Source organism: Nocardia sp. BSTN01, from assembly GCF_015354405.1.
Taxonomy (GTDB): domain Bacteria; phylum Actinomycetota; class Actinomycetes; order Mycobacteriales; family Mycobacteriaceae; genus Nocardia.
The window spans coordinates 215277-240087 of the sequence record NZ_JADKYP010000003.1; the positions used below are offsets into that span (position 1 = coordinate 215277).

General features: G+C 68.4%; 25 protein-coding genes, 2 tRNA genes and 1 riboswitch. Of the genes, 13 read left to right on the forward strand and 14 right to left on the reverse strand.

From position 1 onward, the window contains the following. Positions 1–107: 107 nt before the first annotated feature. The 3 genes from IRT45_RS04425 to IRT45_RS04435 all read right to left on the reverse strand — a co-directional run bounded on the left by IRT45_RS04425 (position 108) and on the right by IRT45_RS04435 (position 778). Positions 108–425, reverse strand: a complete 318-nt coding sequence (locus IRT45_RS04425) for a multidrug efflux SMR transporter (protein WP_194804583.1) — start codon at positions 423–425, stop codon at positions 108–110. Between the two features lie 17 nt (positions 426–442). Beyond that, positions 443–510: riboswitch (guanidine-III (ykkC-III) riboswitch) on the reverse strand. A gap of 41 nt (positions 511–551) precedes the next feature. Then, positions 552–628 (reverse strand) — tRNA-Pro (locus IRT45_RS04430). Between the two features lie 79 nt (positions 629–707). After that, positions 708–778, reverse strand: a tRNA-Gly gene (locus IRT45_RS04435). 765 nt (positions 779–1543) lie between these two features. Here IRT45_RS04435 and IRT45_RS04440 point away from each other — a divergent pair. The 4 genes from IRT45_RS04440 to IRT45_RS04455 all read left to right on the forward strand — a co-directional run bounded on the left by IRT45_RS04440 (position 1544) and on the right by IRT45_RS04455 (position 6155). Further along, on the forward strand, positions 1544–2548 hold the full coding sequence (locus IRT45_RS04440; RefSeq protein WP_194804584.1) for a GGDEF domain-containing protein: 1005 nt from the start codon (positions 1544–1546) through the stop codon (positions 2546–2548). A gap of 93 nt (positions 2549–2641) precedes the next feature. Beyond that, on the forward strand, positions 2642–3478 hold the full coding sequence (locus IRT45_RS04445; RefSeq protein ID WP_228533626.1) for a GA module-containing protein: 837 nt from the start codon (positions 2642–2644) through the stop codon (positions 3476–3478). Positions 3479–3558: 80 nt separating this feature from the next. After that, positions 3559–4860 carry a phosphatase PAP2 family protein gene (locus IRT45_RS04450; protein ID WP_194804704.1) on the forward strand — a complete coding sequence of 434 codons (1302 nt, stop codon included), beginning with the start codon at positions 3559–3561 and terminating at the stop codon, positions 4858–4860. After that, positions 4857–6155, forward strand: coding sequence for a glycosyltransferase family 87 protein (locus IRT45_RS04455; RefSeq protein ID WP_228533534.1), 1299 nt, complete (start codon positions 4857–4859; stop codon positions 6153–6155). Before IRT45_RS04450 ends, IRT45_RS04455 begins: the two co-directional genes overlap by 4 nt. Here IRT45_RS04455 and IRT45_RS04460 read toward each other — a convergent pair. After that, complete coding sequence (locus tag IRT45_RS04460; RefSeq protein WP_194804586.1) at positions 6143–6958, reverse strand: Fpg/Nei family DNA glycosylase; 816 nt, start codon at positions 6956–6958, stop codon at positions 6143–6145. The two genes, IRT45_RS04455 and IRT45_RS04460, sit on opposite strands and share 13 nt — an antisense overlap. A gap of 80 nt (positions 6959–7038) precedes the next feature. Further along, positions 7039–7509 (reverse strand): ribose-5-phosphate isomerase, encoded by a 471-nt coding sequence (locus tag IRT45_RS04465; RefSeq protein ID WP_194804587.1) that lies wholly within the window; start codon positions 7507–7509, stop codon positions 7039–7041. Between the two features lie 259 nt (positions 7510–7768). Between IRT45_RS04465 and IRT45_RS04470 the strand changes: the two genes are divergently transcribed. Beyond that, positions 7769–8692, forward strand: coding sequence for a M48 family metallopeptidase (locus IRT45_RS04470; RefSeq protein ID WP_228533630.1), 924 nt, complete (start codon positions 7769–7771; stop codon positions 8690–8692). A 46-nt stretch (positions 8693–8738) separates the two neighbouring features. Here the strand turns inward: IRT45_RS04470 and IRT45_RS04475 are convergent, their stop codons facing one another. Next, entirely contained in the window at positions 8739–9449 is a 711-nt protein-coding gene (locus IRT45_RS04475; protein ID WP_194804588.1) for a DsbA family protein, read from the reverse strand. A gap of 100 nt (positions 9450–9549) precedes the next feature. On the opposite strand from IRT45_RS04475, the gene IRT45_RS04480 reads away from it, so the two are divergent. From IRT45_RS04480 to IRT45_RS04490, 3 genes are all read left to right on the forward strand, one after another. After that, on the forward strand, positions 9550–10770 hold the full coding sequence (locus IRT45_RS04480) for an NAD(P)/FAD-dependent oxidoreductase (RefSeq protein ID WP_194804589.1): 1221 nt from the start codon (positions 9550–9552) through the stop codon (positions 10768–10770). 97 nt (positions 10771–10867) lie between these two features. Continuing rightward, positions 10868–11269 (forward strand): YciI family protein, encoded by a 402-nt coding sequence (locus tag IRT45_RS04485; RefSeq protein WP_194804590.1) that lies wholly within the window; start codon positions 10868–10870, stop codon positions 11267–11269. A gap of 11 nt (positions 11270–11280) precedes the next feature. Beyond that, positions 11281–12567 (forward strand): RNA polymerase sigma factor, encoded by a 1287-nt coding sequence (locus IRT45_RS04490; RefSeq protein WP_194804591.1) that lies wholly within the window; start codon positions 11281–11283, stop codon positions 12565–12567. Positions 12568–12573: 6 nt separating this feature from the next. Here IRT45_RS04490 and IRT45_RS04495 read toward each other — a convergent pair whose 3' ends face one another. After that, positions 12574–13398, reverse strand: a complete 825-nt coding sequence (locus IRT45_RS04495) for a phosphoribosylaminoimidazolesuccinocarboxamide synthase (RefSeq protein ID WP_194804592.1) — start codon at positions 13396–13398, stop codon at positions 12574–12576. A 222-nt stretch (positions 13399–13620) separates the two neighbouring features. Here IRT45_RS04495 and pepN point away from each other — a divergent pair, with 222 nt between their 5' ends. The 3 genes from pepN to IRT45_RS04510 all read left to right on the forward strand — a co-directional run bounded on the left by pepN (position 13621) and on the right by IRT45_RS04510 (position 17820). Beyond that, positions 13621–16215 (forward strand): aminopeptidase N, encoded by a 2595-nt coding sequence (gene pepN, locus IRT45_RS04500; protein WP_194804593.1) that lies wholly within the window; start codon positions 13621–13623, stop codon positions 16213–16215. Between the two features lie 387 nt (positions 16216–16602). Further along, positions 16603–17220 (forward strand): ClpP family protease, encoded by a 618-nt coding sequence (locus IRT45_RS04505; RefSeq protein ID WP_063000754.1) that lies wholly within the window; start codon positions 16603–16605, stop codon positions 17218–17220. A 9-nt stretch (positions 17221–17229) separates the two neighbouring features. Next, the gene (locus IRT45_RS04510; protein WP_194804594.1) at positions 17230–17820 is read left to right on the forward strand and encodes a ClpP family protease; all 591 of its coding nucleotides are present in this window, start codon (positions 17230–17232) and stop codon (positions 17818–17820) included. 50 nt (positions 17821–17870) lie between these two features. On the opposite strand, the gene IRT45_RS04515 is transcribed toward IRT45_RS04510, so the two are convergent. From IRT45_RS04515 to IRT45_RS04535, 5 genes are all read right to left on the reverse strand, one after another. Beyond that, complete coding sequence (locus IRT45_RS04515; RefSeq protein ID WP_194804595.1) at positions 17871–18356, reverse strand: helix-turn-helix transcriptional regulator; 486 nt, start codon at positions 18354–18356, stop codon at positions 17871–17873. A gap of 160 nt (positions 18357–18516) precedes the next feature. After that, positions 18517–18963, reverse strand: a complete 447-nt coding sequence (locus IRT45_RS04520) for a DUF5130 family protein (RefSeq protein WP_194804707.1) — start codon at positions 18961–18963, stop codon at positions 18517–18519. Positions 18964–18973: 10 nt separating this feature from the next. Further along, positions 18974–19249, reverse strand: a complete 276-nt coding sequence (locus IRT45_RS04525) for a hypothetical protein (protein ID WP_194804596.1) — start codon at positions 19247–19249, stop codon at positions 18974–18976. 51 nt (positions 19250–19300) lie between these two features. Continuing rightward, positions 19301–20953 (reverse strand): glycoside hydrolase family 13 protein, encoded by a 1653-nt coding sequence (locus tag IRT45_RS04530; RefSeq protein WP_194804708.1) that lies wholly within the window; start codon positions 20951–20953, stop codon positions 19301–19303. A gap of 59 nt (positions 20954–21012) precedes the next feature. After that, a complete protein-coding gene (locus IRT45_RS04535; RefSeq protein ID WP_063000763.1) occupies positions 21013–21417 on the reverse strand; it encodes a globin in 405 nt (134 codons plus the stop codon). A 344-nt stretch (positions 21418–21761) separates the two neighbouring features. Between IRT45_RS04535 and IRT45_RS04540 the strand changes: the two genes are divergently transcribed. Both IRT45_RS04540 and IRT45_RS04545 read left to right on the forward strand, forming a co-directional pair. After that, positions 21762–22481 carry an HNH endonuclease gene (locus IRT45_RS04540; RefSeq protein ID WP_194804597.1) on the forward strand — a complete coding sequence of 240 codons (720 nt, stop codon included), beginning with the start codon at positions 21762–21764 and terminating at the stop codon, positions 22479–22481. Between the two features lie 118 nt (positions 22482–22599). Next, positions 22600–23541: an NAD-dependent epimerase/dehydratase family protein gene (locus tag IRT45_RS04545; protein ID WP_194804598.1), complete on the forward strand. Its 942-nt coding sequence runs from the start codon at positions 22600–22602 to the stop codon at positions 23539–23541. Positions 23542–23556: 15 nt separating this feature from the next. Here IRT45_RS04545 and IRT45_RS04550 read toward each other — a convergent pair whose 3' ends face one another. Next, positions 23557–24210: a hypothetical protein gene (locus IRT45_RS04550; RefSeq protein ID WP_194804599.1), complete on the reverse strand. Its 654-nt coding sequence runs from the start codon at positions 24208–24210 to the stop codon at positions 23557–23559. A 32-nt stretch (positions 24211–24242) separates the two neighbouring features. After that, positions 24243–24662, reverse strand: coding sequence for a thioesterase family protein (locus IRT45_RS04555; RefSeq protein ID WP_039776988.1), 420 nt, complete (start codon positions 24660–24662; stop codon positions 24243–24245). Between the last annotated feature and the right edge of the window lie 149 nt (positions 24663–24811).

A 24811-nucleotide genomic window follows, 5' to 3' on the forward strand; every position in this document is an offset into this window, starting at 1 on the left:
GGAGTGGACGATCGGGCGGCAGTCGGCGTACGCGGCTCCGGATGGCATCCGGGCCGCTTGCACTGCCGTCCTCGCGCCCGGAGGGATTGCTCGGATACTCCGCCGGATCAGTGCGCCGTCACCTTCAGGCCCACCACGCCGGCGACGATCAGCAACAGCAACACGATCTTCACCAGGGAGGCCTGCTCGGTCCCGGTCATCATCCCGTACAGCACGGTGAGCGCGGCGCCGATGCCCACCCACACCGCGTACGAGGTCCCCACGGGCAGCGTGCGCATCGCATACGCGAGACCCGACATCGAGGCCACCAGCGCGGCCGCGAAGACCAGTGACGGCACGATGCGGGTGAGGCCGTGCGATTTCCCCAGCGCGGTGGCCCAGACGGCTTCGAAGACTCCGGACAGCACCAGCACGATCCACGCCATGGTCGGCATTCCTTTCGGGAATACCGTCTTGTCGGGGCCCGGGTACGGTTGCGATCGTCCGGTCGGCCGCAGAACGCGACCTTTTCGTTCAGCGCCCACGACCGAGCGAAAATTCCCGGTCATCTGTGGTCGGGATGACAGGATTTGAACCTGCGACCCTCCGCTCCCAAAGCGGATGCGCTACCAAGCTGCGCTACATCCCGTTTCCGTCCAGCGGCTGTGCTGGCGCCTCCCGATGGACGGGATCCGGCGGCCGGGAATTGCCGACAATCCCCACCTCGGAGCGGGTGACGGGAATCGAACCCGCACCATCAGCTTGGAAGGCTGAGGTTCTACCATTGAACTACACCCGCAGGCATACGACACCAATGGGATCGCCACGATGTCGTCTGCGTGTAGGACTGTACCGAACTTCGCTTCCGGAATGCCAATCGCACACCCGGTTTTCGCACGGCGCGTCCGCGAGGCTTCTCACCGGCGCCCCGGACCGCACCCGGACCACACCCGTAGCGATTGGGCAGCAAACCTCGTCGGCCGATCTTCGAGCGTGTCCGGCACGACGGGTCAGCGCCGACAAGGATTCGGTCCCATCGACCGACAACTCGCACACTCACCGCAAACCCGGGCCCCGGATTCCCATCCCTGGACGCAGCCCGGCGCGCCGAAGCATCTCATCGCCCGCGAGATATCGGAGCGCCCGCCCCGCAACGCCCCGCTGTGATACTCATCACCAGCGACTCGCCGCCTCCACCTGGATCGGATCGAGCGTCAAGGCCCCTGGCCTGCGATAAGAACGATTCACGAAGTCCCGCACACTCATGGGTGAACATCACCCGCAACACGCCGTGAGCGACACGCTGGGCCAAGGTGTAACGCCGCAGGCCCGGCGTCGATCACACTGCCGATCGCCATTCGCGACTTATCGGAACAGGTTGTAAAACAGCAGTTTTCGGTGCCGAGTGGCTTGCTAGGATCCTTTTTGCCGGACGGGGGTATCTGGAAAGGGGGCGGTGAGCGTGCGCCGAAGGTGTACTCGACCGCGAAGCAGTGAGCGCGTTCCGGAGGGCGTGACCGGCCGGAGCGCCGGCGTCGACGACGTCTGCGCGAGGTGATCGGCGATGGCTGCCGAACTCGACACGCAGACCGCCGCCATCGTGGCGGCGACCACCCGGGACTGGGTTCGTGCCGTCTATCCCGGCAGCGGGCTGACAGTCGAGCCCGAACACCTCGAGCAGGTGTTCGCGGCCATCGTCGACGAATTGTTGAATCTTGCACAGTCGGAACCGTTTCCGGTGCCGGCCGCGCGCGCGATCGGGCGACGGCTGGCCGAGGCGCCCTTCGACCGCACCCGCATGCTCGCCCCCGCCACCAGAGCCCTGCTGGGCTTCGCGCCGGGTGAACCCGGCTCCCTGGTCGCGACCCGCTGGCCGTTCGTGGCCAGTCATGCCATCGACAGCTACGCCGAGGCCCTGCAGCAGCGCGCCCTGGCGCAGCAGGAGCGCAATCTGACGGCAGCGGTCTCCGTGCGCGTGCAGGAGATCGCGGCGCTGCAGAACCGGCTGCGGCACGAGGCGACCCACGACGCGCTCACCGACCTCGCCAACCGCTCGCTGTTGCAGGAACGCGTGCGCGTGATGGCCACCGACCACACCCGCGGCGTCGGCCTGCTGCTGATCGATCTGGACGACTTCAAGCAGATCAACGACGGTTACGGCCATTCCGTCGGCGACGAGGTGCTGGTGGAGATCTCGCGGCGGCTGCGCGCGGCCTGCCCGGACGAAACGGTCGTATGCCGCTACGGCGGAGACGAATTCGTCCTCGCCCTGCCCGCCCGCCGCAATACCCTTGCCGAGGTGGCGATGCGCGTGCTGACCGCCCTGCACGATCCGGTGCCGACCGACGCCGGACCGGTGCCGGTGTCGGCGAGCGTCGGCACCGCCTTCTCCCCGCCCGGGCGGCCGTGCGACTTCTCCGATCTGCTGCGCAGCGCCGACCGGGCGATGTACTCGGCCAAGACGGCGGGCAAGCGGCAGTTCGCACTCTCCGAGCTCGGCGATTCCGACGGCGAGCCGGGCGGTTACGACGCCGCCCGACTCGACTACGGCGCGGCCGTCGCGGGCTGAGAGCAAGCTTCAGGCAAACCGTCGACGCGTACTCTGGTCGATGTGTGGCTGCTGCTGATTCTTCTGGTCGTGGTGCTGATCGCGTGCGTCGCGATGATGGTCGCGGGGCGCTCGAACCAACGCACCCGGGACACCAACCAACTCGCCGACGCGAAGGCCGACGCACGCCGGTTGATCGAACGGCTCGGCGGCCAGGTCTACAACCTCACGGGGACCGACCAGGCCTCCAAGCAGGCGCTGGCGGATGCGGGTGAACGGCTCAACGCCGCCGGATCGCAGATCGATCAGGCTACGACCGTCACCCAGGCCCGGCTGGCCAAGGAAACCGCGATCGAGGGCCTGTACTACGTGCGCGCGGCCCGCACCGCGATGAATCTCGATCCCGGCCCACCGGTCCCCGAACTGGACGGACAGCGGTCCGCCGGAAGCGTCACCGAGGACCGCACCGTCGACTTCGACGGCCGTCGCATCGAGGCATCGCCGACGCCTTCTCCGCAAACTCCGAACTACTATCCGGGCGGCCGGGTCGCCGGGCGTCCGGTCCCGGCCGGCTGGTATTCCGAGCCGTGGTGGAAGACCGCGCTGGTGGCCGGCGCCTGGGGCGTGGGCTCGGTACTGCTGTTCGACGCGCTGTTCGGTGGCATGCACGGCGTCGGCTACGGCGCGGCCGGTTTCGAGAACGGTTACGGCGCAGGCTATGACGCCGGATTCGACGCGGGTCAGGATGCCGGACAGGACGCCGGGCAAGGCTTCGACGGCGGCGACCAGGGCGGATACGACACCGCGGGTTACGACGGCGGCGGCTACGACCAGGGTGGCGGCTACGACGGCGGTGGGTACGACGGCGGCGGCTTCGATGGGGGCGGCTTCTTCGACGGTGGTGGCGGTTTCGACGGGGGCGACTTCGGCGGATTCGACGGAGGTTTTTAGCTTTCCGGTAACCGGAAGTTGCGCCTCCGTTTACGTTGTGTTATCGATCTTCAGTGTTGATCGACCACGAGGCGAGGGTAATTCCCTCGTCGTCGTTATCCGGGGGTGGGAAAAAGCCCCGAGCAGGAGCCGCGGCCGCAGTCGTCGGCGCTGTGGTCCTGCTCACCATCGCCCAGGTGTGGGCATCCGCGCACGGCGCCCTCGGGCCCTTTCGTAGTCTCCTCGCCGACTACGCGGCCGACCCGCAGTCGGCGTTCGTCTCCTGGGCGGGCTTGGGCCTCGCGTGCGTCGGCGTGCCCGCGCGTGCGCGCGTCGTCAGTCTCGCGTCGGCCGCGGTACTGGACCTACTGGTGCTCGGCGTGCAGGCACTGTGCGGCTGGCACCTCTCGATCGGAACCGGCCCCACACTGGTCTTGACCGCGCTCGTGCTGACCGTCGCTCGGTGGCGTGGCCGGCGACGGCGGATCGCCCTGCGCGCCCTCGCATTCGGTGTGCTGCTGATCATGGCGTCGAAGCTCGCCGACACCTGGCTGCTGGTCAGCATCTCCGCCGGTCCGCGCGTACTGGATCAGTACCTGCGATATGCCGATCGCGCACTGGGAGATCCGGCGTGGGTCGTCGGCAGCCTCCTGGACGCGGCGGGCCCGATCCCGTCGACCGTGTTGCACGCGGTGTACATCCAATTGCCGGCGGCCGCCGTGGTGGTCGCGGTGTGGCAGCTGCGCAAGGTGACGACGAGGCCGTGGCCCCGGCACAACCTGTTGCGCACCTTCCTGGCACTGGGCATCGTCGGGCCGCTCGTCTACGTGCTGTTTCCCGTGGTCGGCCCGGTCTTCGCCTACGGCCCGCTGGGCCACGGCCTGCAGATCGGCGACTGGCCGCACACGGTGCCCGCGATCACCGGCACGCCGGCGCCGATGCTCTTCGATGCCGGGACCGCCCGCAACTGCATGCCGTCGATGCATACCGCCTGGGCCACAGCATTGTTCGTGCATTCGCGCACCGGGCCGCGGTGGCTGCGTTGGGGCGGTGCGGTGTGGCTGGTGTGCACGCTGCTGGCGACACTCGGCTTCGGCTACCACTACGGCTGCGATCTGGTGGCGGGTGCGGTCCTGTGCCTCACGGTGGAATCGGCGCTGCGCGAACCCGATCGCGGCTGGGACAGCAAGCGGATTCACATGGTGACCCTCGGCGCCGGGGTTTTCGCGGGGCTCCTGCTGTCCTATCGTTTCCTCGCAGAGACCATGGCCGCCCATCCGCTGCCGTCCGGACTCGCGGTCCTGGCCGCACTGGCGGCCGTGATCTCCCTGTTCTACACGACGTGGTTCGCCGCGCCCGAGCGCCGAACGGCGAACATCGAAAGGTCGGTCTCAGCTTCATGATCACGGTGCGGGCGGAGCGGCGTCAGCTGCTGCGTCAACAGCATTCGGACGACACGAGATATATCCCCCGCATCCCGATCGTGATCGGACTCGTGCTCTCGGTGTCGGCTGCCCTGCTCATCTCGGCGTTGCACGGTTTTCTCGATCTGCAGGTGTATCGGGTCGACACCCTGGCCTGGTTGCACCACGGCGCGCTGTACGGGCCGCCGCTACCGGTAGCCGGTCACACCGACCTGCCGTTCACCTATCCCCCGTCGGCAGCGCTGCTGATGACTCCGCTGGCCGTGATGCCGCTCTGGCTGGCCGAGATCGCGGTGACGGCCAGTTCGCTGGCCTGTCTGTGGGTGACGATCTGGCTGGTGCTCTCCCGGATCCGGCCCGAGTGGAACCCGCGGTCGAAAGCGACCCTGATCACCCCCGTCGTCATCGCGATGGCGGCGCTCGAGCCGGTGCACACGACACTGTGGTTCGGGCAGATCAACATCATTCTGATGGCCGCGGTCGCGCTGGACTGCCTGACGGAGAAGCCGCGGTGGCCCCGAGGCGTGCTGATCGGCATCGCCGCCGTCACCAAACTGACCCCGGCGGCCTTCGTGCTGTATCTGCTGATCCGCCGGGACTGGAAAGCGGCGGGAACGGCGGCGGCGACCGCCGCGGGGGTGGTGCTCGCCGGATTCGTGCTGTTCCCGCGGACGTCGACGCAGTACTGGCTGCACGCGATCGTCGACACCGGTCGCATCGGGGCGCCCTACTACGCCGGCAACCAGTCCCTCAAAGGGATGGTCTATCGGCTCGGCCTGCCCGAATCCGCCGCCGCGGCGGTATGGCTGGGTCTCGGGCTCGCCGTCGCCGCCGCCGGCGCGGTCGCGATGTACCTGCTCCTGCGCGCCGAGCGCACCGCGGGCCCCGGCCCGCTCGCACCCGGGAACACCCCCGCGATCACGAAACTCTCGGTCGCCGCGCTGCTCGTGAATGCCGCTGTGCTGCTGCTGGTTTCGCCGGTGTCGTGGACCCATCACTGGGTGTGGGTGGCGCCCGCGCTGGTGACCGCCGCGTTCTGGTCCACCAGCGGATCCGCCGCGGCGGTGGCCGGCGCGATCGCCGCCGTCACCGCACCGTTCCTGATCGGACAGGTGCTGGTGCCGGGCGGTGGCGACCGGGAGCTCACTTGGAACTGGTGGCAGCACCTACTGGGCAACACCTATGTCCTCGTCGCCGTCGCGCTGCTCGGATTCGCGCTCTCGCGACTGCTCCGGCGGCGCGCCTCGGCGATACCGGCGGCTCAGGCCGGCTGACAGGTGGGGCACCAGAACAGGTTTCGCCCCTCGAGCACGCCGTGCGCGACGGTGGTTGCACAGATCCGGCAGGGCTCACCGGCACGGCGATAGACGTAGGTGCGCGGTTTGCCGACCGCATACGACGGCGCGCCGCGGTCGTGTTCGGGGCGCACCACCACGATCGCGCCCTTACGCACGCCGACCTTCATCAACCCGACCAGATCCGTCCACAGCGCGTCCCACTCCACCGCCGTGACGGCACGGCCGGGGCGTTGCGGTGAAATGCCGTGCCGGAAGAGCACTTCCGCGCGATAGACGTTGCCCACACCCGCCACCACCGACTGGTCCATCAGCAGCGCCGCGATGGACCGGTTCGAACGGCGGATCCGCTGCGCCGCCCGATCGGAATCGGCGTCGCGCCGCAGCGGATCAGGGCCGAGCCGGGCGGTGAGGGCGTCGACCTCCGGTGCGTGCAGGACCTCGCACGCGGTCGGACCGCGCAGATCGGTCCCGTACAGCGTGGCCGCGGACCTCCCGGCGCCGATCATCCGCATCCGCACCTGGCCGACCGGATCGCTCAGCGGTGCGGGTGATTCGGTGAAGGTGCCGTAGAGACCGAGATGCACATGGACGATCAGACCCGAATCGTAGTGGTGCAGAAGATGTTTACCCCACGCCTGGGCCTTGGTCAGGGTGGCTCCGTCGACCAGGGCGGCGCCGTCGGCGAAGCGCCCCTGCGGGCTGGATACCCGCACGGCACCGCCGGCGAAGCGCTGCTGATGCAGCTTGGCCAGGCGATGCAGCGTATGTCCCTCAGGCATCGACCGAATTCCGTTCCGCTCACACCGGCCCACACGCGGCCGGACGGGCCGGGCGCGTGGCCCGGCCCGCTCGATGCCTGCTAGCTCTGCACCGCCGGCGGCTGACCGCTCTTCTCGTATTCGGCGATGATGTCGATGCGCCGCTGATGCCGCGCCTCGTCCGACCACGGCGTCGCCAGGAACGCATCGATGATGGCGAAGGCCTCCTCGGTGCTGTGCATCCGGCCGCCGATACCCATGAGCTGCGCATTGTTGTGCTCACGAGCCAGTTTCGCGGTCTCCACGCTCCAGGCCAGCGCACAGCGCGCGCCGGGAACCTTGTTCGCGGCGATCTGCTCACCGTTACCGCTGCCACCGAACACGATGCCGAGGCTGTCCGGATCGGCGACCACGCGGCGGGCGGCGTCGATGCAGAAGGCCGGGTAGTCGTCGACGGCGTCGTACTCGTGGGCTCCACAGTCGACCACGTCGTGACCGGCCTGCGTCAGATGATCCTTCACTTGGTTCTTCAATTCGAAGCCGGCATGGTCGGCACCCAGGTATACGCGCATGGCTGAGATTCTGTCAGGCGGGCGGTTTCGCTCCACATGGGGTCGTTCCCCGATCCTCTATAGAGTTCAGCCCATGCAGTCCGAAGATCAGTGGGCCGATCAGTCACCACAGCAGGGGCGCGGACCGGGGTGGAATCCGGTGACCGGTATGGCGGGGTGGGATCCTCGGCTGGGACCGCCAGGATGGGGTCCGCAGCAACCGTTTTCGCCGCCGCACGTCCCGCCGTTCCAACCGACGCGCGGACTGTCCCCCTGGGGTATGCCGGCCCGGCACAGCTGGGAGATTCCCCTGCTGATCGTGGTGATCCTGGCCACCGTCACCGGATATCTGATCGCGCTGCTGTTCCTGCTCGTCGGTGCCGTGAACTACTACGTCCTGCTGCTGATCCTCGCGCCGCTGCTGCTGTGGTTCGGGCGCGGCACCAACTATTCGATGCAACGGCTCAATGCCGTGAAGATGTCGCCCACCCAGTTCCCGGAGGGATACCGGATGGTGGTCGAGGCGGCCGCGCGCTTCGGCATGGCGACCGTCCCGGATGCCTACGTGGTCCTGGGCAACGGGCAGATCAACGCCTTCGCCTCGGGCCACGGGTTCCGCCGCTACGTGGTCGTCTACAGCGATCTGTTCGAGATCGGCGGCCAGGCCCGTGACCCCGACGCGCTGGCCTTCATCATCGGCCACGAGGTCGGCCATATCGCGGCCGGTCATGTGTCGTACTGGCGCCAGTTGGGCATGTTCCTCGTGCCGTTCCTGCCGATCATCGGTAATTCGCTGATTCGCGCACAGGAGTACACCGCGGACAATCACGGCTTCTGCAACCGGCATCTCGGCGCCCCCGGAGCGATGAAAACCCTTGCGGGCGGCAAATATCTGAACTCCCTGGTCGATTTCGACGAGATGGCCGACCGCGCGCCGCAGGACAAGGGTTTCTTCGTCTGGGTGGTCAACGCCATGTCCTCGCATCCGGTGCTGACGTGGCGGATGTGGGCGCTGCGCGACCGTAGCCGGCACGGCCGGATGTTCCTGCGCCCGAGCGGTCCGCCGCCGCCGCGGATGACGCCGACGCCTCCGCCGTATCCGCCACCGGCCGGCCCGCCGCAGCCGATGCCGCCGGCCGGGCCGCCCGCCCAGACGGGCAGCTACTCCGGATACGGCGAAATTCCGGGGCTGCCGCCGCGGTAGCCGCATGCCGGGCACGGGGCGCGCCACGCCCCGTGCCGTCGATCCACTAGTCGAACTGCGGGTCCTCGGTGCGGGTCCGCTTGAGTTCGAAGAAGTGCGGATAGGACGCCAGCGCGACCGCCCCGTCCCACACCTTCCCCGCATCCTCGCCGCGCGGAATCCGCGAGAGCACCGGGCCGAAGAAGGCGGTGTCGTTGATGTGGATGGTCGGCGTGCCGACGTCCGGCCCGACCTTGTCCATTCCGGCGTGGTGGCTCGCGCGCAGCGCCTCGTCGTACTCGGTGCTCGCGGCGGCCTCGGCCAGTTCGGCGGGCAACCCCACCTCGGCGAGAGCGTCGGCGACGACCGCGGCCAGGCTGTCGGCCTGATTCTCGCGCTCGTACTCCTCCCGGCGATTGTGGATGCGGGTTCCCATCGCGGTGTACAGCGGCGAGAGCACCTTCTCACCGTGCTGCTCGGCCGCGGCGACGGCCACCCGGACCGGGCCCCACGCCGATTTCATCATTTCGACGTAGCGCTCGGGGAGGTCCTCACGGCCCTCGTTGAGTACGGCCAGGCTCATCACGTGGAAGTGGGTGTCGATATCGCGGACCTTCTCGACCTCCAGAATCCAGCGCGAGGTGATCCAGCACCACGGGCACAGCGGATCGAACCAGAAATCGACGCGGTCCCTGGAACCGGCGGTGGTCGTTTGATCGCTCACATTTCGTCCCTTCGAAGAAGCAGTGGGAGGCCGCACGCCACCCGCCCTCAGCATTGGTCAACGCCGCGAAGTTGGCGATATTTCCCGATCGCCGCGGGATCGCACAGTAGGGTCGGATGCGACCCTGGTTGCCCGCTGCCCGGAGGTTTTCCCCATGCCCACAGATTCCAGGTTCGTCATCGTCGGCGGCGGTCTGGCCGCTGCGAAGCTGGCGGAGTCGTTGCGCGACAACGAGTTCGACGGCGCGATCACGGTGATCACCGAGGAGCCGCAACTACCCTACGAGCGGCCGCCGCTGTCGAAGGAGCATCTGCTCGGCAAGAAGTCGCTCGCCGATTTCACCGTGCATCCCGAGCAGTGGTATCGCGATCACGAGGTCGACCTGCTGCTCGGCACCGCCGTCACGGCCGTCGATCGCTCGTCGAAAACCGTTGCGCTGCCGGATGGTTCGACCCGCCCGTACGACAAACTCGCCCTGGCGACCGGATCGCGCTCGCGCCGGCTGCCGATTCCCGGCGCCGATGCCGAGGGTGTGTACATGTTGCGCACCATCGGCCAGTCCGATGCGCTGATCTCGCTGTTCGGCTCGGCGCGGCGGCTGGTGGTCATCGGCGCGGGCTGGATCGGCCTGGAGGTCACGGCGGCCGCGCGCACCGCCGGTGTCGAGGTGACCGTCCTGGAGGTCGGCGCGGTGCCGCTGCAGGCCGCTCTCGGCGACGAGATGGGCGCGGTCTTCGGCGAGTTGCACCGCGCGCACGGCGTCGATCTGCGCTGCGGTGTGAAGGCCGCCGAGATCGTCACCGCCGACGGAAAGGCCACCGGAGTCCGGCTCTCCGACGACACGGTCGTGGACGCCGATGCGGTGCTGATCGCGGTCGGCGCCCGGCCGAATATCGAACTGGCCGCCGATGCGGGGCTCGCGGTCGAGGGCGGCGTGCTCGTGGACGAAAGCCTGGCCAGCAGTGATCCGGATATCGTCGCGGTGGGAGATATCGCCGATCAGCAGCATCCGGTGCTCGGGCAGCGTGTGCGGGTCGAACACTGGGCCACCGCGCTCAACCAACCGGCCGTGGCGGCGCTGACGATGCTCGACCGGCCCGCCACCTACGACCGGCTGCCCTACTTCTTCACCGACCAGTACGACCTCGGCATGGAGTACACCGGTTTCGTCGCTCCGGGCGCGACGACCTCCGTGGTGGTTCGCGGCGACACCGCCAGCCGCGAATTCGTCGCGTTCTGGCTGGATCAGGGCAATCGGGTGCTGGCGGGAATGAACGTCAACATCTGGGACGTCACCGATCGGATCAAGGAGCTGATCCTCGGCGGCGAACCGGTGAATCCGGATGCGCTCGCCGATACGAGTACCAATTTGTGACCACAGTCACAGACGAGGTAGGTCGAGGAGCTGCGGCCGGCACCGACCCGATGGTGAGCGCGCCGCCGGGGCGCGCCGCCGAGCTGAGGAGATCATCGTGAAGTACATGCTGCTCAAGACCTACCGCCCTGCCGCACACTGCGAAACTCCGATCAGCGAGTGGCCGCCGGAGGACATCGCGGCCCATATCGAATTCCAGCGCGCGCTCGGTGCGGCATTGCGCGAATCGGGTGAGCTGGTCGACGCCCAGGGTCTGGCCTTCCCGGATCAGGCCCGCATCGTCAGGGCCGACGGGCGGTCCGCGCCGGTGGTCACCGACGGCCCGTTCCCGGAGACGAAGGAATTCCTGGCCGGCTACTGGATCGTCGATGTGGACAGCGCCGAGCGAGCGCTGGAGATCGCCGCGCAGGCATCGGCCGCGCCGGGTCCGGGCGGCGACCCGATCGGGGAATACATCGAGGTGCGCGCGGTGATGGACGCCCCGGCGGCCGAGGCCTGATCCGCCGCACCATGCCCGGATCACAGGTCCCGGCCGTCCCGGTCGGGCAGCCCTCGGAGCGCGACGAGCGGCGCGACGACTCCGCGCAGGAGGTCGCGCTGCTCCTGCGTGAGGTCGCGCCGGTGGTGCTGGGAATTCTGGTGCGCCGCTACGGCGATTTCGACGCGGCCGAGGACGCGGTGCAGGAGGCGATGCTCGCCGCGGTCACCCAGTGGCCGGATACGGGATATCCGGACAATCCGCGGGCCTGGCTGCTCCAGGTCGCGCAGCGGCGATTGATCGACTCGGTGCGTTCGGAGATCGCACGCCGCTCTCGCGAGGCGACCGCTGCCCTGCAGGACGTGCCGCCCGCCGATACCGATTCGGCCGCCGACGACACGTTGACGTTGTTGCTGCTGTGCTGCCATCCCGCGTTGTCGCCCGCCAGTGCGATCGCGGTGACGCTGCGCGCGGTCGGCGGTCTCACCACCGAGGAGATCGCCCGAGCCTTCCTGTTGCCGGAAACAACCATGGCACAACGCATTTCACGGGCGAAGAAACGGCTCGCCGCACTGCCGCGCCCGTTCGCCGAGTCCGCAGTCGCCCCGGAACACTGGGGCCCGCGGCTCGCACCGGTACTGCATGTGCTCTACGTGATGTTCACCGAGGGGCATACCGCGACCGGCGGCTCCCGGTTGTATCGCACCGACCTGGCGGCGGAGGCCATTCGCCTGACCCGCAAGGTCCACCGGCTGCTCCCGGACGATCCGGAGGTTACGGGCCTGCTCGCGCTGATGCTGCTCACCGACGCCCGCCGCGCGGCACGACTGGGCCCCAGCGGTGAATTGATTCCGCTGGCCGAACAGGACCGCGCCCGCTGGGACCGTGAACGCGCCCGGGAGGGAATGGTTCTGGCGACGGCGGCGGTCGAGGCCGGACTCGGTGGCCCCTACCGCGTCCAGGCCGCCATCGCCGCACTGCACATCCGGGCGCCGAGCGCCGAGAAGACGGACTGGGAGCGAATTCTCCTGCTGTACAACGTCTTCGAGCGGTTGTCGGACAATCCGATGGTGAGCCTGAATCGCGCCGTGGCGGTGGCCATGGTGCACGGGCCCGCCGCCGGGCTGGAGTCGGCGAACGGACTGGCCGATCGCCTGCGCGGCAACCATCGACTCGACGCGGTCCGGGGACACCTGTACGAGATGGCGGGCGAGCGTGCGGCGGCGATCGAGTCCTATACGGCGGCGGCACACCTCACCACGAGTACCCCCGAGCGCGACTACCTCATGCTGCGCGCGGCGAAGCTGCGCGCCTCGTAGCCGATCTCACGACCAGGTGTTGCCCGTGATGCGCTGATAGGCATCCATGTACTTCTCGCGGGTCACGGCCACGACCTCGGCGGGAATCTCCGGGCCGGGCGGCTCCTTGTCCCAGCCGGTGGAAGTCGCCCAGTCTCGGACGAACTGCTTGTCGAACGAGCGCTGCGCCCGGCCCGGCTCCCATTCGTCGGCCGGCCAGAACCGCGACGAGTCGGAGGTCAGAACCTCGTCACCGAGGGTGAGAACGTCACCGTCCCAGCCGAATTCGACCTTGGTGTCGGCGATGATCACCCCGCGCCCCGCAGCATGCTCGGCGCCGCGGGTGTAGATCTGCAGGGTCAGGTCGCGCAACTTCTCGGCGACCTCGCGTCCCTCCTGATTCACCACATCGTCGAAGGTGATCGGCTCGTCGTGCCCCGCGGACGCCTTGGTGGTCGGGGTGAAGATCGGCTCGGGAAGTTCGTCTCCCTCCCGCAGCCCGGCGGGCAGCGCCACTCCCGAGACCGCGCCGGTCCGCCGGTACTCCTGCAGTCCCGAACCGACCAGATAGCCGCGGGCGATGCACTCCACCTGCACCATCTTCAGCGGTCGCACGCGCACCGCGCGCCCGGCGAATTCGTCCGGGACGTCGGTGGTCGAGAGCACATGATTGGGCACCTCGGAGAAGTAGTCGAACCACCAGTTCGACAACTGCGTGAGCAGCGCGCCCTTGTCCGGAATCGGCGTCGGCAACACCACGTCGTAGACCGAGACCCGATCGGAGGCGACCAGAATCAGCGATTCCCCGTCCTCGTAGAGATCGCGCACCTTACCGGCGTGGATGTGCTTCACCGGCCCTCCTCGCTTCGCTGTCCGCCGCACACGAACGCCCAGCCTACCGAGCGCCCCGGCGGCACCGGACGCTCGGTGGCGCGGCGCGCGGCGTTTTGTCTCGCACGGGGTGCGGATGCACGGTCGCCCCAGCCGTGCGGGCGCGAACGTGGCATTCTGGGCACCGTCAGCGACTGCATCCGCAGCGTGGTCCACACGACCGGTCCGAGCGAAGGAGTCTCCTTGTCTGCACCGAACCTCACCCGCGAACAAGCCATCGCGCGGGCCGCGACGATCAGTGTGGAGAACTATCGCGTCGAACTCGACCTCGCCGGGCAGCCAACCGGCCCCGCGGCCACCGCCGGCGAGACGTTCTTCTCGCGCTCCACGGTCACGTTCACCGCCACTCCGGGCGCGCAGACCTTCATCGATATCGTCGCCGCCGGTGTGCGTTCGGCCGTTCTCAACGGCGCCGAACTCGACATTTCGGGCTACGACGAGTCCCAGGGTCTCACCCTGACCGAGCTGGCCGAGAACAACGTCCTGGTGGTCGAGGCCGACTGCGTGTACTCCCACACGGGCGAGGGCCTGCACCGCTTCGTCGATCCGACCGACGACAAGGTCTATCTGTACTCGCAGTTCGAAACCGCCGACGCCAAGCGGATGTTCGCCTGCTTCGACCAGCCCGACCTCAAGGCGACCTACGACGTGACGGTCACCGCGCCCGCCGACTGGGAGGTGATCTCCAACGGCGCCGCGACCGCCACCCGCACGGTCGGCGAGGTGGTCGAGCACACCTTCGCGACGACGCCGCGGATGAGCACCTACCTGGTCGCGCTGATCGCCGGGCCGTACGCCAAGTGGATCGATGTGTACACCGACGATCAGTCCACGATCCCGCTCGGCATCTACTGCCGCGCCTCGCTCGCCGAATTCATGGACGCGGAACGGCTTTTCACCGAAACCAAACAGGGTTTCGCGTTCTACCACCGCAACTTCGGCGTCCCGTACGTCTTCGGGAAGTACGACCAGCTGTTCGTTCCCGAGTTCAACGCCGGCGCCATGGAGAACGCCGGCGCGGTGACGTTCCTCGAGGACTACGTCTTCCGGTCCAAGGTCACCCGGGCCTCCTACGAGCGGCGCGCCGAGACCGTCCTGCACGAGATGGCGCATATGTGGTTCGGCGATCTCGTCACCATGAAGTGGTGGGACGATCTGTGGCTGAACGAATCCTTCGCCACCTTCGCCTCGGTCCTGTGCCAGGCCGAGGCCACCGAATACACCGGCGCCTGGACGACTTTCGCCAATGTGGAGAAGTCGTGGGCGTACCGGCAGGATCAGCTGCCCTCCACCCATCCCATCGCCGCCGACATCCCCGATCTCGCGGCCGTGGAGGTCAACTTCGACGGCATCACCTATGCCAAGGGCGCCTCGGTGCTCAAGCAGCTAGTGGCCTACGTCGGGCTGGAACCGTTCCTGGCCGGGCTGCGGGACTACTTCGCCGCCCACGCCTTCGGCAACGCCACCTTCGACGATCTGGTCGGAGCACTCGAAAAGTCCTCCGGGCGTGACCTTTCCGGCTGGGGCGCGCAGTGGCTCAAGACCACCGGCCTGAATACGCTGCGTGCCGACTTCGAGGTCGACGCCGACGGGAAATTCACCCGATTCGCGGTCGTGCAGGGCGGCGCCGAACCCGGTGCCGGCGAGTATCGCGTCCATCGCCTGGCCATCGGCGTCTACGACGACCGGGACGGAAAACTGGTGCGCACCAAGCGCGTCGAGCTCGATCTCGACGCCGCCGAGCGCACCGAGGTCGCCGAGCTGGTGGGTGTCGAGCGCGGTCAGCTGGTGCTGGTGAACGACGACGACCTGACCTACTGCTCGCTGCGCCTGGATCCGCAGTCGCTGGACACCGTGATCGCCCGGATCGCCGATATCGCCGAATCCCTGCCTCGCACGCTGTGCTGGTCGGCGGCATGGGAGATGACGCGACAGGCGGAGATGCGGGCCCGGGATTTCGTGGCGCTGGTACAGCGCGGAATCGGCGCCGAAACCGAAATCGGTGTCGTGCAACGGCTTCTGATGCAGGCACAGACCGCCCTGGCGAGCTACGCCGACCCCGAATGGGCCGATCAGACCGGATGGCCGGCCTTCGCCGATCGTCTCCTCGAACTGGCTCGGGCGGCCGAGCCGGGTTCGGACCATCAGCTGGCCTTCGTCAACGCCCTCACCGGCGCGCGCCTGTCGCCGTGGCACAGTGAGGTGCTGGGCACTCTGCTGCTGGATTCCGATCCGGCCACGGCCGCGCTGCCCGGCCTCGCGGTGGACACCGATCTGCGCTGGCGGATCGTGGGCGCGCTGGCGGCGGCCGGTCAGCTCGACGCCGAGAGCACCGACACGCCGGTCATCGACGCCGAACTCGAGCGCGACCCCACCGCCGCCGGACGGCGCCAGGCGGCCGCGGCCGCGACCGCCCGCCCGCAGGCCGAGGTCAAGGAAAAGGCCTGGCACACAGTGATGGACGACGACTCCGTCCCGAACATCACCGCCCGCGCGATCGTCGGCGGCTTCGCGCCGATCGGGCAGGGCGAGCTGCTCGCACCGTACGTGCAGCGCTACTTCGACGAGATCGCCTCGGTATGGGAGCGCCGTTCCAGCGAGGTCGCGCAGACCGTCGTCGTCGGCCTCTATCCGCACTGGGCCATCAGCGAGGAGGCCGTGGCCGTGGCCGACAAGTTCCTCGCCGATGACCATCCGCCGGCCCTGCGCCGCTTGGTGATCGAGGGTAAGGCGGGAATCGAACGCTCGCTGCGCGCCCGCGCCGCCGACATCGCCTGAGTCGGGTCGGCCGTGGTGGCGCAGCTGCCACCACGGCCCCGGGGCGTCCTCGGTAGACCGTGGCCGAGCCCCCTCACAGCGTCGGTTGCCTCGAATCGGTCACGTTGTGTACTGAACCGGACCGCGGCCGGCCTCGCACCGGGTATGGCCACCCGCAGCAACGGCGTGCCACCGGCGGCGGACGCCGTGCGGCGCACCGCCACGGTGGGATACAGCGGTCTCGAGGAGTAGTCGTCGTGCCTGGGCCGTGCCGACAGTGCGCGGATCCCCCTCGCCCATCACAACCGGTGGAGCACCGTCGCGCACCCGTGATCATGCTGCTGTGAGCAGATCTGCTGACAGCAGCATGACGGGCCCGTGCCGGGCCTGCTGGGGCACGGTGGGCGTATGGCTCACGACGACAACAAGATTCCGTTGTTCAGTTGGCGGTCGCGGGAGCAACTGCTCAGCCGCCGCATCCTCGTCCTCGACGGCGGGCTCGACGACGACAACGGCACCCTGCTCGCCACCCAGATGCTCACCCTCGCGGCCGAGGATCCCGAGGCCGACATCTCGCTGTGGATTCACTCGCCGGGCGGGTCGGTCCCGTCGATGCTCGCGATTCGCGACGTGATGCGGCTGGTGCCGTGCCGGGTGTCGACACTGGCGCTCGGATTGGCCTGCAGCGCAGGGCAATTCCTGCTCTCGGCCGGTACTCGCGGTCGGCGCTACGCCCTGCCGCACGCCCGCATCCTCATGCATCAGGGGTCGGCGGGCATCGGCGGTAGCGCGGGCGAGGTGGAGGTGCAGGCCGACGATCTGCGCCACACCGTGAACACCGTGCTCGGACTCATCGCCGAGGACACCGGGCAGCCGTTCGACCGCATCTACGAGGACTCGCTGCACGACCGCTGGTTCACCGCGACCGAGGCTCGGGAGTACGGCTTCATCGACCACATCGTCGACTCCTTCGACCAGGTCATCCCGCAACGCCAGCGCATCGGAATGTCGGCCGGGAAAGCATAGGGGCACATCATGACCAGCTACACCATTCCCAATGTCATCGCGCAGCACCCGCGCGGCGAGCGGATCATGGACGTCTACTCGCATCTGCTCACCGAGCGGATCGTCTACCTCGGCACCCCGATCGATTCCGGGGTGGCGAATGCGCTGATCGCGCAGATGCTGCATCTGGACGCCGAGAGCGCGGGCCAGGAGATCAACCTCTACATCAACTGCGAGGGCGGCGATCTGTCGGCGATGCTGGCGATCTACGACACCATGCAGCACATCTCGTCGCCGGTGGCGACCACCTGCGTCGGCCAGGCCATCGCGGTCGGGGCGGTGCTGCTGGCCGGCGGCGCCGCGGGCCGGCGGGCGATGCTGCCGCATGCGCGCGCCGTCCTGCATCAGCCGGCGACGCGCGGACAGGGCGCGATTCCTGATCTCATCATCCAGGCCGACGAACTGGTCCGCATGCGCGCCGAAATCGAGACGATCCTGTCCCGCCACACCGGTCAGGAAGTCGCGACCCTACGGCACGACACCGATCGCGATCGGGTGTTCACCGCGCAGGCAGCGGTGGAATACGGGCTGGCCGACACCATCCTCGGCGCCCGCAGCTGAAAGAAACCATCGGCTTGCCGGTGAAACCCTCGGCTGCCGCCGGCGCGCGCTCAGGCGGCGCGGGCGAACATGGTCGGCCCGGCGGGTGGGCGCGCGGCCAGCGGGCGTACCGGCGCGAGACGCGTGGCACGGAGCAGGTCGGTCGCGATCTCGGCGGTCAGTTCGCCCAAGCTGGTGCCGAGCGCCCCGGCCAGGGCGGCGATCATCTCGCTCGAGGGCTCCTTGCGCCCCCGTTCGATCTCCGACAGATACTGCGGCGAAATCCCGGCTCGGCCCGCCGTTTCGGTCAGCGTCTCCCCGTGGTCGCGGCGCAGTTCGCGCAACCGCTCTCCGAGCACCTCACGCCACAGCGGTTCCCGGGCGGCGCGGGTTTCGCGAGGCCGATCGGGGCGCGAGGGCACCGACCGCAGTACGTCTCGCTGCGGTCGAGGAGCGGATTCGGCCGCGGGGGCTGCCGCGCTGTCCGCACCGGTCGAGGACGCGGACTCGAGGTCGCGTCCGCCGGGGATCGAATGCAGTTGCGGGTACTCGGCCATGCGGTGAGCCTACGGCCACCACCGCGGCGGGCGAGCGCGCTTACGCTCACAGCGTATTTCGGGTCGCCCGTATACAGCCGCACCCCTTCCCGGCTGTTCCGGGAAGGGGTGCGTGGCCCTGATGCGAACCGGCGCGAGCGTGCCGATCAGTGCGGACGAATCAGCTCGGGCGGCCGATCGCGGATGCCATCACACGGACGGCGGAGACGAGTCCGTCGACGAGCTGTCCCTGCCGCAGCGACGCGAGCGCCGCGGTGACACCGAGCTGGCAGACTCGGTCGTTCACGCGGTCGGCGACGTCGCGACCGGAACGAACCTCGACCGCCTTGTCGTTCGGCGAGACGGCGATGAGCACCGAACGTGCCGCCTCGGGAGTCGACGGGAACACCGCGTCGGCGCCGGCGGCGGCATCCGCGCCCAGATCGCCGATGTAGATGTTGAACCGGACCTTGGTGCTGCGAGTCGCCTCGGTGAGGGTGTTGTCCATCAGCAGCCGCTCACGGTCGTTGAACGGCGCTTCCTTGAACACATCACCGGCTTCGTGCACACCGGATACCCGCCCGCTGGGGGTGATGGCGTACCCGTGCGGCAGGGTGGACGGGTCCACCACAGGCCAATTAGAAGTTGCCACTTGCCCGGCCTCCGATCAGATCTGCCCCGGATTCGATGGCCGCATGGTGTCCATGCGACGACTCAGCGACACTGTGACCGAATGCGGTCACCTCATCGGTCGCGCTCCACAGCACCGGCTCCGCGGTCCACTTCTTCCCGAGGTCGTAGTGGACCGGCTTCTCACCGGGCAGCGGTTTGCCGAGGAACGACAATCCGGCGATCACCGCGTAGATCACCAGCGGGATGCCGAGAAAGATCAGCACTGTTTCGAGAATGCTCACAGATCAACGGTAGACGATCGTGGTTTACCGGTCCGCGCCGAGCCGCCCGTGTCACACCAACCAGGCCGTCGACTCCGGCGCGAGCAGGGCACCGTGCGGCGGCGCGCTCGCCAGCAGCGCCGTGCCCGGAGGCAGCGCGATCGGGGCCGCGGAGGCGTTGAGCACACAGATCAGTCCGCCCGGCCGGCGGAAGGCGAGACAGTCCTCCGGCGCGTCGAGCCAGTCGACGGTGTCGCCGTCGAATTCGGCTCGGGTACCGCGCAACTCGAGGGCGGCCCGATACAGCGACAGTGTCGAGTCGGGTGCCTCACGTTGCGCCGCCACGGTCCGATCGGCCCATTCCGCCGGAATGGGCAGCCAGGAATCGGGACCGCCGGTGAATCCGAAGGGCGGATTCGTCCCCTCCCACGGGATCGGCACCCGGCAGCCGTCACGCCCGCGTTCGGTGTGGCCGGAGCGTTCCCAGACCGGGTCCTGCAGCACCTCCTCGGGCAGATCGTCGACATTGGGCAGCCCCAGTTCGGCGCCGTTGTAGACGAAAGCCGCACCCGGAAGCGCCAGTTCGAGCATGATCATCGCCCGGGCACGGGCGATGCCGGACGCGCCGCCGCCATAGCGGGTCACCTCCCGCTCGATATCGTGATTGGACAGCGTCCACGTCGGGACGGCGCCGACGCGCGCCACCGATTCCAGCGAATTCTCCACTGCCGCACGAATTCTCACCGCGTCGAACGGTGTCTCGGCGAGCCGGAAGTTGAAGGCGAGGTGAAGTTCGTCCGGACGCACGTACTCGCCGAAGCGGATGTTGTCCTCGACCCACACCTCGCCGATGGACACCGCGTCCGGGTACTCGTCGACCACCTTGCGCAGCCGCCGGTGGATGTCGTGGACCCCCGGATTGTTGAAGCGCGGATCGCCGTCGTCGTGCACCAGCAGTTTCGCTTCGGCGTCCGTGGGATGGGTCGCCGACGGGTCGGCGGACAGCCCGACCGCGGCCACCACGACGGGATCCATATCGGGCAGTCCGGGCGGTTTGGCCATGCCGTGTGCCACATCGATGCGGAAGCCGTCGACACCGCGATCGAGCCAGAACCGCATGGTCTGCTCGAAATCGGCGACGACCTCCGAGTTGTCCCAGTTCAGATCCGGTTGTTCCGGCGCGAACAGATGCAGATACCACTGCCCCGGCGTCCCGTCGGGCTCGGTAACGCGCGTCCACGCGGGACCGCCGAAGATGCTGGGCCAGTTGTTGGGCGGTTGCGAGCCGTCGGGCCCGCGGCCGTCGCGGAAGATGTAGCGGGCCCGCTCCGCGCTGCCGGGGACGGCCGCCATCGCGGCCGCGAACCACGGGTGGCGGTCGCTGGTGTGGTTGGGCACCAGGTCCATCGTCACCCGGATGCCGCGCTCGTGGGCTGCGCCGATCAACTCGTCCATGGTCGCGAGGTCGCCGAACAGTGGGTCGATATCGCGCGGATCGCTGACGTCGTATCCGCCGTCGGCCATCGGCGAGCGCATCACCGGACAGATCCACAGCGCGTCGACGCCCAGCAGTTCCAGATAGCCGAGCCGGTCGCGCACGCCGGCGAGATCACCGACACCGTCGCCGGAAGCGTCGGCGAACGAGCGCGGATAGATCTGATAGAACACCGCCGAACGCCACCACGGCGGCGCCGATTCCTCCGTATGCCCGGGGGCGTCCCCCACTGCGAGCTCGGACTGTCCCCCGGCCGATGACGCTGTCACAGTCGAATCCCCAGCCCGGTTCACATGGGGGAATTCATCAGGGAATTCGCGGCCATCTCCAAGTAGTCGAGCAGCGCACGCCGATGTTCGTCGTCGAGAACGTCCGGCTCGATCTCGGCAATCGCGATATGCATGCAGCGCAACCACGCATCGCGCTGGAGCGGTCCGATACTGAACGGCATATGCCGCATGCGCAGCCGGGGATGCCCCCGTTCGTCGGAATAAGTGCGCGGACCGCCCCAGTACTGTTCGAGGAACATGCGCAGCCGGCGCTCGGCCGGGCCGAGGTCCTGCTCCGGATACAGCGGCCGCAGGATCTCGTCGGCGGCCACCTCCCGATAGAACGCCGCGACGATCCGCCGGAACGTTTCCGCCCCGCCGACCGCCTCGTAGAACGATGTCGCCGTCTGTTCGCCGGAAGTCATCGACCCTCTCGATCTGCTCGCCTGCCCGTATCCGCCCACCATTGTGCCCGCACCGCCCGCGGACGGCCCACCCGTACGGGAGCCGCCCGACGGTCACCGGCGGATCACGCGACGTTCAGACGACGGTCGCCGCGGGGACGGCAACACGGCAGATAATCGCCTCCGACACCGGTATCCGGGCACCGGATACCGAGCCGCACCGCGTCGACCACCGGCGATCCGCGCACCCGGCCCGAATTTCGGCACCGAAATCACTGTGCACACGGGCACGTTCCGTGGTCAACTTGGTGACAGTGTCTGCCGATCAGCACACGAACCGACCTAGCAGAATTCGGGGTCCATCCATGAAGCAGCGGCACGGCGCCCGGTCACACGAGGCGAGAGCGCACCGACAACTCCAGCCCGCCGATGTCCACAATCGTGGGTCGGGGGCTACTCCGCTGCATATCCTCTCCGCATATTCCTCTCCGGGACATCCGTCCGCGTCACCGGGACATTCGTCCCCGGGTGCGATCACGCACCGAAATACCGAATCCACAGCTACCGCCTGGTCCAAGAGCCGGGTACTGCTTCTGAATGCCACCTACGAGCCACTGACCGCACTGCCCGCCCGGCGTGCCATCGTGCTGCTGGTCTGCGACAAGGCCGATACCGTTCATCACAATCCCGAGGGCCCGGTCGTTCACTCCGCCGGCGCCTCGGTCGCGCTCCCGTCGGTGATCCGGCTGCGCAACTACGTGCGAGTGCCCTACCGCGCCCGGGTCCCCATGACCCGTGCGGCACTCATGCACCGGGATCGTTATCGCTGCGCGTACTGCGGCGGAAAGGCCGAAACCATCGACCATGTCATTCCACGCAGTCGCGGGGGCGCGCATTCCTGGGAGAACTGCGTAGCCTCCTGCGCTCCCTGTAATCACCGCAAGGCCGACAAACTCCTGAGCGAGTTGGGCTGGACGCTCATGCACCCCCTGGTCTCGCCGACCGGGCCGCATTGGCGATTGCTGTCGACCACTTCGGATCTGGATCCGGTGTGGTTGCAGTACCTGGGCGAGGGCGCTGCCTGACCCTTTACAGCGCGCGCCGATCACAATCGTGAGCGCTGCTCTTGAAATGTCCACGGATATGGGGCACACTCGTCCGTGAGCACAAGAGCAGTGCTCTCGAAAGAGATTGGAGCACACCATGTCGGATTTGCATGTCGTCACCGGAGCCGGACCCGTCGGCACCACGATCGCCGAACAACTCGCCGCCACCGGAGCGACGGTCCGCATCCTGACCCGCTCGGGCAGCGGTCCGGACCATCCGCTCATCGAGCGCCGCTCGGTGGACGTCAACGATCGTCACCAGCTGGCCGCAGCGGTCGACGGTGCCGCCGCGATCTACCACTGCGTCCACGCGTCGCAATACTCCGCGCGGACCTGGCGGGCGGAACTGCCCGGCGCCGAACAGACGATCCTGGACGTCGCGGGGCGCACCGGTGCGGTCGTCGTGTTTCCGGAGAGCCTGTACTCCTACGGCCCGGTAGACCGGCCGATGACCGAAAACATGCCGCGCACCGCAGATTTCGGCAAACCGGCGATCCGGGTACACCTCCTGCGCGCTCGCGAGGCGTCGCCGACGCCGACGGTCAGCGTGGCCGCCTCCGATTTCATCGGGCCGCATGTGCGCACCTCGCACGCCGGTGACCGGATGGTGCCGAATATCCTGGCGGGCAAGACGGTTCAGATCTTCGGCAAGGCCGATCTGCCGCATTCGTTCACCTACATGCCCGATCTCGCCGCGGCCATGATCCGGGCCGCCGCGGACAGCACCCTGTGGAACACCTTCCTGCACGCCCCGACCGCCCCGGCGGTCACGATGCGCGAACTGGTGGCCGCGCTGGCCGAGGCCGCTGGGATGCCGATGCCGAAAGTCGTTGCGCTGCCGGGCTGGACACTGCGCACGGTCGGCGTCGTGAGCTCGATGATGCGGGAGCTGGCAGAGATGAACTACCAGTTCGAGCGGCCCTTCCGACTCGATTCCACGCACAGTGAGAGACTGCTCGGCCTGGCGCCGACACCGCTGCCGGAGGTTGCGGCAGGCACCGTCGCGTGGTGGAAAACCGCCGTGGCGGAAGGGAAATGAACTACCGGGCGCCGGTCAACCGGCCAGCAGCGGCCCACTGCGGCGACGGGCGACCGAGCCGTACCGGGCGTCCAGCCGCAGCCAGCTGCGGGTGGCCCGCACCCGCACGGTCTCACCGGGCGCGATGCGGCGAGAGTCCGCTTCGCCCCCGGCGTGCGGAATGAAACCCATTGCGGTGAGCGCGAAGACGACGCGCATCGGGACCTCGACCCGCTCGTCGCCGCCGGTGACGGTCAACACCGTCTGCTCCAGCAGCGAGGCCGGCGGACCGTGGCCGGCACTGTGTTCTGCTGCCACCTGAGCCCCGCGTTCGGCGAGTTCGACCAGGCTCCGGGCCGGAACATCATCGATATGCGCGAAACCCGCAGCGGGCGGCAGGGCGGTACGCCAGGCCGAATCCATCGAATACCCCACCTCGATGCGCCCGTCGGCGCCGGGCCGTTCGAGTCCGGACAACGCGGTGTCGCCGGCGACGGTGACGTCCACGACGTCCAGTTCGCCGACCACCGTGCGTGCGGCCAGTACCTCGAACCCGGTGGCCGTCCACGCGGTGACATAGCGGTCGCCGCGGCGATGCAATCGCACGACGGCAGCCGGATCCAGGCGGATCGCGTGGGTGAGGAAGGTCGCGAGGTTCTCCCGCTCGGCGGGATCGGATATGCGCAGCATCGAATCGAGGTCGTCAGGAGGTGTCGTCGCCGCTATTCGGCCCGCCACAAGCTCAGATATTCGCGCTCCTCGTCGGTGAGCCGGCGCAGCCGCTGGGTGTCGATATCGAATGCCGCGATCTGGGTGCTGGCGACCACGGCCGGCGGTGAATCCAGTGCCACGCCGTTCGCGCGGACCTCGTAGCCGATGGTGAAATCCACCGCGCGCAACTGTTCGATCCACATCGCCACATCCAGCGGCGTGTCCTCGTGCCGGAGTTGGCCGCGGTAGCGAACGTGCAGATCGGCCAGAACACAGCCGGTACGCAGCCCCGCGGTGGGCCGCTCCCCCTCGAACAGCCACGGAATACGCGCCTCCTCGAGCAACGTCACCATGCGAGCGTGGTTGATGTGCTGGAAGACGTCCATATCCGACCACCGGACATCGACCTTCGCGTGAAAACGCTTGGGCAGGACGACGGTGCCCCCTGCCTTCGGGGCCCCGTTCACCGAGCCGACACTGGTCACGCTGTTCACCTCCGATCGGAATTCCGCCCGCGCGCATCGTGCGGCGTGCCTGCGCGGGCGGACGAGTAAGCCGAAGCGGCGTACGACTCCGATGT